10 protein-coding genes are annotated in these 14,695 nt (G+C 33.0%); 3 read left to right on the top strand and 7 right to left on the bottom strand.

Annotated features, from left to right (window positions below):
* Window positions 1-23: 23 nt before the first annotated feature.
* From APR43_RS20610 to APR43_RS20580, 7 genes are all read right to left on the bottom strand, one after another.
* A complete protein-coding gene (locus APR43_RS20610) occupies window positions 24-4,076 on the bottom strand; it encodes a PAS domain S-box protein (RefSeq protein WP_053471756.1) in 4,053 nt (1,350 codons plus the stop codon).
* Between the two features lie 92 nt (window positions 4,077-4,168).
* Window positions 4,169-4,963, bottom strand: a complete 795-nt coding sequence (locus APR43_RS20605) for a hypothetical protein (protein ID WP_053471755.1) — start codon at window positions 4,961-4,963, stop codon at window positions 4,169-4,171.
* A 116-nt stretch (window positions 4,964-5,079) separates the two neighbouring features.
* Complete coding sequence (locus tag APR43_RS20600) at window positions 5,080-6,408, bottom strand: aldehyde dehydrogenase (RefSeq protein ID WP_053471754.1); 1,329 nt, start codon at window positions 6,406-6,408, stop codon at window positions 5,080-5,082.
* 76 nt (window positions 6,409-6,484) lie between these two features.
* Entirely contained in the window at window positions 6,485-7,174 is a 690-nt protein-coding gene (locus tag APR43_RS20595) for an RluA family pseudouridine synthase (protein WP_053471753.1), read from the bottom strand.
* A gap of 217 nt (window positions 7,175-7,391) precedes the next feature.
* Window positions 7,392-8,210, bottom strand: coding sequence for a 3-methyl-2-oxobutanoate hydroxymethyltransferase (gene panB / locus APR43_RS20590; protein WP_053471752.1), 819 nt, complete (start codon window positions 8,208-8,210; stop codon window positions 7,392-7,394).
* A 51-nt stretch (window positions 8,211-8,261) separates the two neighbouring features.
* Complete coding sequence (locus APR43_RS20585) at window positions 8,262-9,458, bottom strand: SH3 domain-containing protein (RefSeq protein ID WP_053471751.1); 1,197 nt, start codon at window positions 9,456-9,458, stop codon at window positions 8,262-8,264.
* A 168-nt stretch (window positions 9,459-9,626) separates the two neighbouring features.
* Window positions 9,627-11,054: an L-serine ammonia-lyase gene (locus tag APR43_RS20580; protein ID WP_053471750.1), complete on the bottom strand. Its 1,428-nt coding sequence runs from the start codon at window positions 11,052-11,054 to the stop codon at window positions 9,627-9,629.
* A 319-nt stretch (window positions 11,055-11,373) separates the two neighbouring features.
* Between APR43_RS20580 and APR43_RS20575 the strand changes: the two genes are divergently transcribed.
* Genes APR43_RS20575 through APR43_RS20565 form a run of 3 tightly spaced genes read left to right on the top strand, consistent with a single transcriptional unit; the run spans window position 11,374 to window position 14,670 of the window.
* Window positions 11,374-13,521 carry a cation:proton antiporter gene (locus APR43_RS20575; protein WP_053471749.1) on the top strand — a complete coding sequence of 716 codons (2,148 nt, stop codon included), beginning with the start codon at window positions 11,374-11,376 and terminating at the stop codon, window positions 13,519-13,521.
* A gap of 24 nt (window positions 13,522-13,545) precedes the next feature.
* Window positions 13,546-14,289, top strand: coding sequence for a DUF2625 domain-containing protein (locus tag APR43_RS20570; RefSeq protein ID WP_082356416.1), 744 nt, complete (start codon window positions 13,546-13,548; stop codon window positions 14,287-14,289).
* Between the two features lie 18 nt (window positions 14,290-14,307).
* On the top strand, window positions 14,308-14,670 hold the full coding sequence (locus tag APR43_RS20565; RefSeq protein ID WP_053471748.1) for a VOC family protein: 363 nt from the start codon (window positions 14,308-14,310) through the stop codon (window positions 14,668-14,670).
* The last annotated feature ends 25 nt before the right edge of the window (window positions 14,671-14,695 follow it).

Genomic DNA, 14,695 nt, shown 5'->3' with positions numbered 1-14,695 from the left:
GATTTGTCATGATTTAGTTTTAATTATTTTAGCCATTTTACCAAAGTTTCCTCGACAGTGCCTTTCATAATTGGTTTTGAAATATAATCATCCATTCCGGCAGAAATACATTTGTTGCGCTCTTCTTTTTCTGCGCCCGCAGTTACGGCAATAATCGGAATATCTTTGCCTGCAGAAGTATTTCTAATGGCTTTTGTTGTTTCGTAGCCGTTCATAATTGGCATTTGAATATCCATGAAAACAAGCGTTGGATTAATACTTTCAAATTGTTTTACAGCTTCATAACCATTTTCGCATTCAAAAATAAAAGCATTGTGATACAGGTTTTTTACAATCGTTTTTAACAGTAGCATATTTACTTTATTATCCTCCACAATTAAAAAACGTATGTTTTTGCTGTTTGCTTCATTATAATTTTCATCAGGAAGAGCCTGTAAGTTTTTTAATTCTGTATTGTATTTTTCGTTTATGCTTTGATTGCTGGTTTTTAAATTTAAATCGAAAAAGAAATTACTTCCTTCACCAATTTTACTTTCCAGCTGTAATCGGCTTTCCATTAAAGCTAAAAGCTGATTTGAGATTGTTAAACCTAAACCGGTTCCGCCAAATTTTCTTGTTGTTGAACTATCTGCCTGGGAAAAGGCCTTAAAAATTTTCTTCTGATTTTTCTCCATAATCCCAATTCCCGTATCAATTACAGAAAATCGGATGGTCGAAAAGTTATTTTTTGATTTTGATAAAACAGAAACATTCAGTTTGATAGAACCTTCATTGGTAAATTTTACCGCGTTAGAAAGCAGATTAATCAGAATTTGTTTGATTCGCACAATATCTGTCCAGATATATTTAGGAACATCCTGATCTACATTGAGTTCCAATTGCAGGTTTTTTTGATTGGATTCAAAAACAATTAAATCGAAAACCTGACCCAATACTTTTTTAATATCATATAAATCAATAAAAAGCTCCAGTTTTCCGGCTTCAATTTTAGAAAAATCAAGAATATCATTGATAATCTCCAACAGCGAGTGCGCGGACTGATTAATGGTGGTCATGTATTTTTCCTGAATTTCCTCTAATTCAGTTTTCATCAATAAATGGGTAAAACCAATAATTCCGTTTAAAGGTGTTCTGATTTCATGCGACATATTCGCCAGAAAATCAGATTTTGATTTATTGGCGGCTTCTGCCAATTGTTTGGCTTTAATCGCGTCTTCGGTTTCTTTTTTATTGGTGATGTCAAAGTAAATTCCACCCACAAATTCAATTTCATCACCTTTTTTAATAACGTCACCAAATTCTTCCACCCAAATATATTCTCCTGTTTTTCTTTTAATTCGGTAAACATTGTGCAACGGAATTCCATTTTGAAGATTATCAATTTGATTATTAATAACTTCATCGCGGTCTTCATGATGAATAAGGGATAAAAACGAAAGATTATTTTCGATAAATTCTGCTTTAGAATATCCGGTTAAATTTTGAATTTCGTCGTTTAGGAAAATTTTAGTTGAAAATGCATCAAACTTCGATAAATAAACGGTTCCGGGAATATTGTTGGCGATTAATTTGAATTTTTCTTCACTTTCAATAATCTTACTTTCGTTTCGGTTTCTTTCTAATGCAGATGAAATGTTATTGGCCAAAACCTGAAAGATATAAATTTCCTCTTCAGACCATTTTCGTTCTTTGGTACAATCATCAAAGCCAATAAATCCGGTAAAAATATCGTTGATGTACAACGGCAGGATTAGAATTGATTTTATTTCATTATTGATGAGTAGTTGTTTAAAAAACCTGTCTTCAAGCTTTCTGGTATACGTATTTACGATTCGTTTATTTTTTGCGGCTTCAAAGATTTCTTTCAAATTATCCTCGGTCATATGCCGCAAAGGTGTGATTTGATGCGGAATTCCTTTTCGCGACCATTTGTATTTTTGAACAACAGTATTGGTCGTAAAATCTCTTTCATAATAAAACATATGATCTGCTTTTGAAGCTTTTCCAATCAAATCATATGTTTCCTGAAACATTTGCTCTGTAGATTTGCTCATCAAAAATTTCTCTGTACAAAGGGAAAGTGCTGATAAAAGCTGACTTTTAAATTCTAATCTTCGTTCTGTTTCCAAACGCATCTGCATCGAAATAGCGAGCGAAACAACGTCAGAAATAGTTCTGGCATAATTGATATCTTCATTATCCCAATCTCTTTGTTCCTCTGTACTTTCAAAACAAACAACACCGGCCAATTGTCCGCTTAAAAAAATGGGAACATCCAGCATTGATTTAATTTTGTTTTTAGTGAAATAAAGTTTTTCAAATTCAGATGTTTCTAATTTATTAAAAACGTCCGGAGCATTTATAATTGCTTTATTTTTTAAAGTCTCAAAATATATAGGATAGGATTCTTTGTTTAGAATGTTTTTATCGTTTAAATTTTGATTGTCAACACTATATAGATTTTTGCAGCTAATTAAATCTCTGGAGTATTTCCAAAAACTTACGCGATTAGCCTGACTTACAGTCGAGGCTTCTTTTATAATATAATCGATAACCGTATTTAAGTTATTGTAAGTACTAAAATCGGTTGTGGATAGTTTTTTAGTTGAATTATTATAGGCTTCGATTTTTTCGAGACGTCTCTTTTTTTCGTTTTCGGCATTTTTAATTTCGGTAATATCCCTTGCAATTCCTGCAAAACCAATAGTTTGGTCTAAATCATTTTTACGAATGATGATCTTTTGCGAAATCCATAATTCCTGTCCGTTTTTCTTTAAAATAGGAAGTTCAATTATGGGGAATTTATTTCCGTTACTTTCAAAATTCTCATAAAAATCAACCGCACTCATCGAGTACTTTTCATGAATGAAATTTGAATAATGTTTTTGAAGTATTTCGTCTTCAGAATAACCTAAAAGAGAATATGCAAATTCATTTATAAAAGTAAAATAACCGTCGGCATCAACTTCAAAAATAATATCTGTCGCCGTTTGAATTAAGTTTTTGTATTGATCCTGAACAATAATCTGCTCGGTAACATCCTGACCAATACTTATAATTAAATCCTCAGAGAATTTTTTATCTTTCCATTGTATATATCTGTATTCTCCGTTTTTAGTCTTTAATTTTCGAGTATAAATTTTATTTTCTTCATGATGTATGATAGAAATATTTTTGTTGTATTCGTCTCCTTTTGTAAGCTTCCAGAAATTAAGCCCCATAACTTCTTCGGGCTGATAACCTAAAATAGAAGTTACGGTTTCGCTGCAAAATAATATTTCACCTTTTTGATCTGTTGCAATTGTCAATGAATTTCCTTTGTGTACAATTTCGTTTGCAAACCTGAAATTGTCCCGATTATTTTGTAAAACGGCATATTTTACCTGATTAATAATAAAAATCAGGATGCAGAAATTAATTAATAAAATAGAAGATTTTAAAGGAATTAATTGAAATGTAACGGTTGAAAAGAGAAATATAAAAACGAGGGCAACAAAAAACCAGTAAATTTTAATTGGTTTTAAAATGTTGTAGGAGAAGAAAAACGAAATTAAAAAAACGATTATGGGAACAACATCTTCTGCCAAAAAAACAATGTTATAACAAACGTAACTAATGTAAATAAAGAAGCAAAAAATAAAAATATACTGAATTTTATCTCTCAGCCATTTTACTTTATCGGTTATTACATAAGCTACAAGAACAGAAAAACCAATTGAAACGTTTACGACCAATAAACTTTTTGGCCTGATTTTAAAAATTTCATTTATGATTTCGATTACAATAACTGCAATTCCAAAAAATAAAATATAAAGCTGATATTCCCTTCCTGCGGTTTCTGCTTCTTTCTTTTTTTCGATGAAATTTCCAATTTTTGCTTTTATGCGAAAAAATTGATAAACCAAAAGTCCCAAAAATCCCAGCAAAGAGAAGCCGAGAACTATAAATTTGGGATTATTATAAAAAATAATATCTGAATTGAAAACATACCAGTTTGTCATAATTGATTTCAGAGTATTACCAGAACAGGTAATACCTGAAACCAATAGATTGAAAAAACTATAGTTTTCTACCATAGATTTTGGGATATGTTTGGTTTAGTAAATAGCAATTTAAATTCTAATAATAGAGTTGGTTAAGCCCTTTGAAATTTACTAGAACTTTGTTTTTATTCAAAATCCGATCTTCCAATTGAATCAATAGAATCTGCTTGCTCTTCTTCGGTAAAAATTGAATAATAAGTAGCATATGTTACTGATGTATTGAAAATAACAGTAAAAATTACTCCGATGCAGCATGCAACAAGACCCACTAATGACCCAAGAAATCCTATGACAAACAGAGCGAAAATTATTAATGGATTTTTACCTACAATAACAATACTTGATTTAATGGCATCTATTGCTTTAAGATTTCCAAAAATCACTAAGGGAATTGCAAAATAAGTAAAAAACGAAATCATTATTGATATTCCGCCGCCTAAAAACATGATTCCGGTACTGTCTAAAGCATACGAAATTCCAGTACTTACAATAGCTAACAGAAATGCTAAAGAGAATAATTGAAAAAAGTACGGTGCTTTATAATAGGTAAAAATTGTAGAAACATTAAACTCTTCATCTTTATCTGCGCAGTCAGCCATTTTAAGAAACCCGGCTCCAAGCGGTGCAAATATTGCGCTTACAACTGCAACAGCAACTGTTGAAAATAATTGTTCAAGATAAGTAAGTTTTTGATTTTCGAAGTTTTTAATAAAATCTTCTGAAAGAGCTTGTATACCATAAACTACGGTGGCTAATCCCATGATTACTATAAAAGCAAGAATTGAAAACACAAGAATTATCAATCCGGAATACAAAGCTATCTTTTTGTAATTTTCAAAAGCATAAGTAAAAACAGTAGAAAAGTCTATCGAATAGCCATCTTTTTTGATGTCCTCAATTTGTTCAAGTGTAGATTTCATTTTAAAAGTAAAGTTGTTTTATATTCTTCGTCGTAATAAATTAGTTGACGTAAATATAATATTTTAAATCAATTCCGAATAAAAATCTACAAATATTACGAAATTGTTTCCCTAATTTAAAGCCAGTCTAAAATTCGTTTTATCGAAGCGAGTTTGTCTTTATATGGCGCGTAACGCATAGGCAGATCAAGCCAGTTTGCTTTTTTAACTATTGCTTTATGATGCGAAAAAATATCAAAACTCAATTTTCCGTGATAAGCTCCAATTCCGCTGTGGCCAACACCGCCAAAAGGAAGCCTTTTATTAGAAAAATGAACTACTGTATCGTTTATGCAGCCGCCTCCAAAAGAGTAATTTGCAATTAATTTTTTAGCAAATGATTTATTTTCACTAAAAATATAAAAAGCGAGAGGTTTTTCGTACTTACTAATCACATTATGAATGTCAGCTTCGGTTTCATAAATTAAAATTGGTAAGATTGGCCCAAAGATTTCTTCCTTCATTACAGCACTATCTAAACTTGGTTCTTCAATTAAAGTAGGAGAAATGTACAATTTATCAGCATTTGTATCTCCGCCAAAAATTACCTTTTCTTTTTCAATCATTTGATCTAAACGAACCCAATTTTTGGTATTTACGATTCGGGCAAAATCTGGTGATTTATCTATTTTTTTACCGTATGCTTTTACAATTTCTTCCATTAAAAAGGTGATGAAATTGACTTTCATGTTTTTTTGAATCAAAACATAATCCGGAGCAATGCAGGTTTGTCCGGCATTTATAAATTTTCCCCACACAATTCGTTTTGCTGCCAGTTTTAAATTAGCAGTTTCATCAACAACGCAAGGATTTTTTCCGCCTAATTCGAGTGTTACAGGAGTTAGGTTTTCGGCAGCTGCTTTTGCCACAATTTTCCCAACTGGAGCGCTTCCGGTAAAGAAAATATAATCCCAGCGCTGTGCCAGTAATTTATTTGAAACCTCGACACCGCCTTCAAAAACTTCTACATGACTGATATGAAATGTTTTCTCAATAATTTTAGCAATAATTGAAGAAGTATGCGGCGTAAGTTCTGAAGGCTTTAAAACGACTCTGTTTCCGGCAGCAACGGCTGAAATCAACGGGCACAAAGCCAATTGAAACGGATAATTCCACGGAGCAATTACCAGAACATTTCCGTAAGGTTCTTTATAAATATAATCTGAAGAAGGAAAATTAAGAAGGGAAGGGAAGACACGTTTGGGTTTTGCCCAGGAATTAAGATTTTTGATAGTATCTTTTAATTCCGAAATAACATAATTTGTCTCAGTTACAACAGCTTCGAATTCTGGTTTTTTAAAATCATCGTACAAAGCTTTTACAATTAAATCTTCGCTTTTTTGAATGTTATATAATAACTTTTTCAGCGTTTCTTTTCTGTAACCAATGTCGTTTTTGAATTCCATTTTATGATCAGCTTGTTTTTTAGGATATGCAAGTTAATCGATAAAATTTAAAAAATTAACAATTTAATCATAAAAATCAGACGGCATTCCAAATCGTTTCATCTGGAGTTGGCGCAATGATTGTAATGTTTTCTTTTGAAACAGGATGAACAAAAACTAGTTTTCTGGCATGAAGATGAATTCCGCCGTCGGGATTGCTTCTGTCGGCTCCATATTTTAAATCGCCTTTTATTGGAGATCCAATGGCAGACAATTGTGCACGAATTTGATGATGACGCCCCGTATGAAGATTGATTTCCAGAGCTGTATAATTTTGAAGTTCTTTGATTATTTTATAATCCAGACTTGCTGGTTTGCTGTCTGGAACTTCTTTTAAATGTGCTTTTGAAGTATTGTTTTTTTCGTTTCTTTTTAAATAATGAACCAATTTAGCACTAGCTTCAACAGGTTTATTTTTTACAACAGCCCAATACGTTTTTTTAGTTTCACGATTACTGAACAATTCGTTCATTCGCGTCAATGCTTTACTAGTTCTCGCAAAAACCACAATTCCGGTTGTAGGACGATCTAAACGATGAATCACACCCAGGAAAACATCGCCCGGTTTATTGTATTTGTCTTTTATATATTCTTTTACAACATCAGATAAAGGTTTGTCACCTGTTTTATCACCTTGTACAATATCGCCTACGCGTTTGTTAACCACAATAATGTGATTGTCTTCATGCAAGATTTGTAGATTATTTTTATCCGAAAGAATTTTCATATTAGACTTATGGAGGAATTTTAGATTTTAGATTTATGATTGTAGATTGGAAAAGTTTGGCTAAAGCCTTCAATAAAGCTTAAAAAATACCTCCAGCTAAAGCTGGAGGCAATTAAATTTTTGTGTTTTTTAAAACCTTTGAATCTTTGTCACTTTGAACCTTTGTACCAAAAAAAAGCTTAGCGTCTCAGAACCTTAGCAACTTAGCATCTTAAAATTAATACTGTTCCCCAGCATTAGGAAAATCACTCGACTTAACATCAGCAGCATATTGGCCAATTGCTTTTGTCATTAATTCGTATAAGTTTAAATAACGACGCAGGAAACGAGGACTGAATTCATTGTTCATTCCTAACATATCGTGAATAACTAAAACCTGTCCGTCTACACCGCCTCCGGCACCAATTCCAATAACTGGAATCGAGATACTTTTAGCTACTTTTTCGGCCAAATCAGCAGGGATTTTTTCCAGAACTACTGCAAAACATCCAACTTTTTCCAGCATTTTAGCATCTTCAATTAATTTTTCGGCTTCTTCTTCTTCTTTTGCACGAACGCTGTATGTTCCAAATTTATAGATAGACTGAGGCGTTAAACCTAAATGTCCCATAACTGGAATTCCTGCATTTAATATTTTTTTGATAGATTCTTTAATTTCTTTTCCACCTTCAAGTTTTACAGCATGTCCGCCGCTTTCCTTCATAATTCTGATAGCAGAACGCAAAGCCTCTTTAGGATCAGATTGGTAACTTCCAAAAGGTAAATCAACCACAACTAAGCCTCTTTCTACAGCACGAACTACAGATGAAGCATGATAAATCATTTGATCTAAAGTGATTGGCAGCGTCGTTTCGTGACCCGCCATAACATTTGATGCCGAATCTCCCACCAAAATCACATCGACTCCTGCGGTATCAACAATTTTAGCCATTGTATAATCATACGCGGTAAGCATAGAGATTTTTTCTCCGTTGCTTTTCATTTCAATCAATGACTTTGTTGTGATTCTTTTATAATCTTTTTTTGCTACTGACATTTTATTTTTTTTTTGAAGATGTAAAAGTATTGAATAATTATAACTTGAGAATCAGCAATAAAAGAATATTTCGACAGAAAAAAGTTTCCCGTCTTTAAATTCTAATCTAAACTGACTGTCTTCCATTATGATAGAATATTTATGTGGTGATTTTATCGAAGCATCGATATAAGTTCCATATTTTTCAATGAAAGCTTTTTCGGACATTGAATTATCTAAAACTGCATTTGGGTTTATTATAAATTTGTTGTTTTCGTTGATGAAAACTTTTACGATTTCTGCCTGATTTTTCTTTTCATCAACAGAAACTTCCAAGTCTGGATAATAGTAGAATAAATCACTAAGATAAATTCCGCATTCGTCACCAACATTTGCTTTTTTTGTTGGTTTGCCAAATACTTTAACTAAATCATTTTGTGATAAATACAACGATTTGGTTTTAGTTCCTTTTAAACTAAATTCTGCTTTTTTGACAAAAGAAACAATTTGTTCCGATAATTTATGTTTCGTTAAACCTTTGGCTATAGCCATATTTAATTCAGTTTCAGCAAGTAATTTAGGATCATTTATCTGCTTAACAACTTCGTAGTATCTTTTGTAAGCTGGTTCTAATTTAAAATATTCACTGTTCCATGCTAGTTCAACAAGTCTTTCGCTTACCGTTTTTCGTTCGGAAACTGCATTGATATCAAGTTTATCAAAATCTTTCAATAAAGTTTCAAAATCAGGTCTTACGCCAATGAATTTTCTCAACGTATATTTAGCATATTCTTCGTCAAAATTTCCATTAATATTAACCCAGTCTTCTTGATTTTTAGGAAGATAGTTTACAGCAACCGGATCTCCGGTAAAAAGGATTTCTTTAATTTTTGAATTTTTATCCGGCAGCGCTCTGGCTTTTAAACCTGCGACTAAAACAAATAAATGATTTCCGCCGTAATATGCATCACCGCCTTCGAGAATAGGACTTTCAGGATCTTTTATTTTGATATCTTTTGCATTTAATCTTGTAGCAACAAATTTCTCGGGGACATATCCTTCGTTAAAATTATCCGCCTGAACTTTATACCAGCCATTTTGGTTTTCTGATAATAACCGAACTTCTGCCCCATATTTAAAATAACCCAAAAAATCATCCGAAGTACTCGCTGAAATATAAAGTCTGGTATCTGAATTAAGAAAATAACGTTCCTGTGAATGCGATAAAAAAGAAAAGCATATCGCAATTAGAAAGTAGAGTTTTTTCATGAAGTAGTTTTGAGTTTTTGCCACAGATTAAAAGGATTTTCACAGATTTTTATTTATGCAAATTTTAAAAAATAAGAAGATTTAATTTTAAATAAAATCTGCTTAAATCTGCAGGATCTGCGTGAAAAAATCATTTTAATCCTTTTAATCTGTGGCAAGCAAATATTTTTAACAATCCGCCATGTTTACCGCAATGGCAAGTCCGCCTTCTGAGGTTTCTTTGTATTTAGAATTCATGTCTTTTGCCGTTTGCCACATTGTATTAATTACTTTGTCTAACGGAACTTTTGCATTTTTAGAATCCGTTTCAAGAGCCAATTCAGCAGCATTTATGGCTTTTATCGCACCCATTGTATTTCTTTCGATACACGGAATTTGAACTAAACCACCAATTGGATCACAGGTTAAACCTAAATGATGTTCCATTGCAATTTCTGCTGCCATTAAAACCTGAGCAGGAGTTCCGTCCATTAATTCACAAAGCGCTGCCGCTGCCATCGATGACGAAACGCCAATCTCTGCCTGACAACCACCCATTGCAGCAGAAATCGTAGAACCTTTTTTAAAGATACTTCCAATTTCTCCGGCAACCATCAAAAATTGTTTGATTTCTTTTTCGCCCGCATCATGATTTTCAATAACCAGATAATACATTAAAACAGCCGGAATAACACCAGCACTTCCGTTTGTTGGAGCTGTAACAACGCGGCCTAACGAAGCATTTACTTCATTTACGGCCAATGCAAAACAGCTTACCCATTTTAAAATCTGACGAAATTTTACCTCCGTTTTTCTGATTTCTTCCAGCCATGATTGCGGATTAGTATAATTGGAAAGTCCAATTAAATTTTGGTGCATATCAAAAGCTCTTCTGCGAACATGCAAACCGCCCGGAAGGATTCCTCCGGTATGACAGCCAATGTACATGCATTCCAGCATTGTATTCCAAATACGCATTAATTCGGAATGAATTACTTCTTCAGAGCGCATTGATTTTTCATTTTCATAAACAATCTCAGAAATCGATTTGTTTTCAGAAACGGTATAATTTAAAAGCTCAACCGCATTTTGAATTGGAAACGGAAAAGCACATTTTATGACTTCTTTGATTTTAGCATTTTCACGCTCTTCTTTTACAACAAAACCGCCGCCAATAGAATAAAAAGTAGATTCGTATTCAGAATCGTCATTTTTATAAGCCGTGAATTTTAACCCATTTGCATGAAAAGGAAGAAAGTCTTTATTGAAAACAATATCCTGCAGGAAATAAAACGGAATTTTATATTCATTTGCGAGATTGATTTCGTTTGTATCTTCAATGGTTTTAATGATTCCGGCAATATTTTCCACCGGAATATATTCAGGATCCTGACCACTTAGACCCAGCATAACAGATAAATCCGTCGCGTGGCCTTTTCCGGTTAAGGAAAGTGAACCGTACAAATCGACTTTTACACGTTTAATCTGATCTAAAATTGATTCATTTTTTAGCTCTTCTAAAAAACGTTCGGCGGCTCTCCACGGACCTAAAGTATGTGAGCTAGAAGGGCCAACACCAATTTTAAGCATATCAAAAACAGAGATACATTCTTCCATTGTTCAATTTTTGTTAAGACAAAGATAATTGAATAATGCAATGAAGAATTAATTTTGAATGTTAATCTTGCGTATTTGTTAAAAAAAATATTAAATTTTATTAATTCGGCAACGAAATAAATTTAATTCCTTAATATGTGGTTTTCGTAAAAAGTTCACCTTTTTTCGGTATTTTTGTAAAGATGCAACTATCAAAATCTGCTGTTTCTTTTAATTGCCCAAAATTGAAAATTAGCCGAAACTGTAGATGATTTCGTTTTAATTCTACCAATGTCTTTTTACGAAAATTTAGAATACCATAAAAAGATAAAATTATATTATGATAGAATTTTTCAAGCATTTTTTACACGAATTTGAATTACCTCTCAGCAATCCAGTATTGATTTTCTCTTTAATACTTTTCATTATTCTGCTGTCGCCCATTTTACTTAAAAAAATAAATATTCCGGGAATTATCGGTTTAATTATTTCGGGTGTTATTATTGGGCCGCACGGACTTAATATTCTGGCTAAAAACTCTGCTGTCGATTTATTTTCGACAATCGGGCTTTTGTACATTATGTTTATTGCGGGTCTGGAATTGGATATGAATGAGTTTAAAGCGAACCGAAACAAGAGTTTATTATTCGGATTCTTTACATTTATTCTGCCGCTTTCAATAGGTTTTCCGGTTTGTTTTTATTTACTGCAATACGATTTTAATGCCAGTTTTTTAACGGCTAGTATGTTTGCAACACATACTTTAGTAGCATATCCAATTGTGAGTAAACTCGGAATTGCAAAAAATCAGGCAGTTGCTATTACTGTTGGCGGAACCATTTTGACCGATACTGCCGTTTTGATTATTCTGGCCGTAATTATGGGAAGCAGTCAGGGAAGTTTAAATCAGGCGTTTTGGATCAAATTAGGTGTTTCATTGGCGATTTTCTCTGCCATAATGTTTTTATTGATTCCACGAATTGCCAAATGGTTTTTCAAAAAACTGGAAAGTGAAAAACACGCCCATTATATTTTTGTTCTTTCTGTAGTTTTCTTTGCGGCCTTTTTGGCCGAAGTAGCAGGAGTAGAGCCTATTATTGGTGCTTTCGTTGCCGGTTTAGCCTTAAATCCTTTAATTCCGCAATCATCAGCTTTGATGAACAGAATTGAATTTATCGGGAACTCCTTATTTATTCCGTTTTTCCTGATTTCTGTTGGGATGCTGGTTGATATCAGCGTGATTTTAAGCGGGCCAACGGCTTTAATTGTTGCGGGAACTTTGAGTGTTGTGGCTATTTTTGGAAAATGGATCGCAGCCTTTTTTACACAGGTTGTTTTTAAATACAGTAAAACCGAAAGACAGCTTATTTTTGGTTTGAGCAGTGCGCACGCCGCTGCAACTCTGGCCGTAATTTTAGTGGGTTTTAAAGCGAAAATCCTGGATGAAAATATCTTAAACGGAACTATTATTTTAATTCTGATTACTTGTATTGTGGCTTCTTTTGCAACCGAAAAAGCGGCTAAGAAAATAGCGATCTGCGAAGAAGAAATTTCACATGCAGACGCCGATAAAGATCAAATTTTAGACGAACATATTTTAATTCCGTTAGCAAAAACTTCGGCAGCCGCCAGTTTACTGGATTTTGCACTTTTAATAAAAGATAAAAAATCTTCGAATCCAATTACGCTTTTAACGATTGTACCCAATAACGATCAGGCTGAAAAGAATATTTTAAAATACCGAAAAGCAGTTGATAAATTTGTAATTCAAGGCTCAGCATCAGAAGTAAAAATAAATACGATTGCAAGAATTGACCACAATCCGGCGAGTGGAATTGCCAGAACTTCTAAAGAAATAATGTCGGATATTGTGATTGTAGGCTGGCCAAAGAAAACAGGTTTTCTGGATAAAATTTTTGGAGAAAATGTAGATTCAATTATAAACAATGTTGACAAAAGCTTGTTTATCAGCAGATTTCAAAAAACATTTATTGAAGATAAGAGACTGGTATTTATTTGTCCGCCATTTTCAGAAAGAGGAATTGGATTTCAGCTTTTATTGCAAAAAATATGCAGGTTGTCGCAAGAACTAAGTATTCCGATTGTAGTTCATGCCGAATATAAAACACATCAAACCATTCAACAGATTGCGAATAATCTCCGTTTGAATGCTAAATTGGGTTTTAAAAGTGTAATAGAATGGGATGATTTTGAATCAATTTCAGATGAGATTCGTGAAACTGATTTAATTGTTTTCAACTTATCGCGAAAAGGTTCTGTTTCGTATCATTCTATCTTTGACAGACTTCCGCAAAAATTCGAAAAATTCTTCAGCAATAATAATATCATTCTGGTTTATCCGCAGGACGATCGTAAAATTAGTTCTATGGATGCCTATGAAGATTTTACTGCATCGCCATTAACCAAAAGTCTGGAAGCTATTGAACAGATTGGCCGCGGTTTAGGAAGTATTTTGAAGAAGGGTTAGATTTAAATAATTATAAGCCATTAAATGATACCAAAGTTTCCGTTACTAGTACTGACATTTTTAACTTTTGCAGCGACTGCACAAAACAAAATGAAAAAAGCCGAAGAACTTATAGACAAAGCAGATCCAGGCTGGACTCTTGTAGAAGACTGGATTAAAACAGCAACAAATAAAGTGGAGGTTTTACCGGTTGATGCTGTAAAAGCAAAAGACGCTTTGTACAAAACTCAGGTGACAACCCGCTCGACAATGGGAGCAGTTATTTTTAATACTGGAGGAATTTTAATTGATGATGGGTGGATTAGGATTTTAGGTTCCGGAAGTTCAAAATTTAATCGTTCACTGCCAGATTGGAACAAAGGAAAAACATTTAATGAGTTTGGAGAAACACCTGCTTTTTTATTAATTGCCGATGATGCAATTGGCGGTTTTTATTTTTTAAATGGAGGAGGATTAGGAACTGATGTTGGGAAGATTTATTATTTTTCTCCTGATAATCTGGAGTTTGAACAGCTTGATATTACCTATTCTGAATTTTTAGGATTTTGTTTTAGCAATAATTTGGATAAGTTTTATGAAGGCAACAGATGGAATGGATGGAGAACAGAAGTTTCTAAATTAAAAGGCGATGAAGTGTTCAATTTTTATCCATTTTTATGGACTGCCGAAGGAAGTGATATTAATAAAAACTCACGAAAAATAATTCCGGTTCAGGAACAATACAGTCTGAATTTAGATTTACGAAAACAGCTTGGGTTTGATAAATAATTTCAAAAAGCAATAAAGATGAACCACAATATAAAATCAATCCGACCATTTATTGGCGCTAAAGATTTCGAAGTTTCGAGAAGTTTTTATCGCGATTTAGGTTTTGAAGAAGTAGTTTTAGAATCTAATTTTTCGGTTTTTAAATCAGGTGAAACTGCCTTTTATCTCCAGGATTATTATGATAAAAGCTGGATTGAAAACACGATGATTTTTATTGAAGTTGATGATACAGATCGTTATTATAAGGAACTTTTAGCCTTAAACTTAACTGAAAAATACGGCGTAAAACTAACACCAACCCGCCATTTAGAATGGGGAAGTGAATGTTTCCTACATGATCCGTCTGGGGTTTTATGGCATTTTGGAACTTTTAAAAAATAAGTTTGCCACAAATTCCACGAATTTC

Origin of the sequence: Flavobacterium sp. NLM, assembly GCF_002210235.1 — a bacterium.
GTDB lineage: Bacteria > Bacteroidota > Bacteroidia > Flavobacteriales > Flavobacteriaceae > Flavobacterium > Flavobacterium panici.
This window is presented reverse-complemented; position numbering and strand designations above follow the sequence as displayed.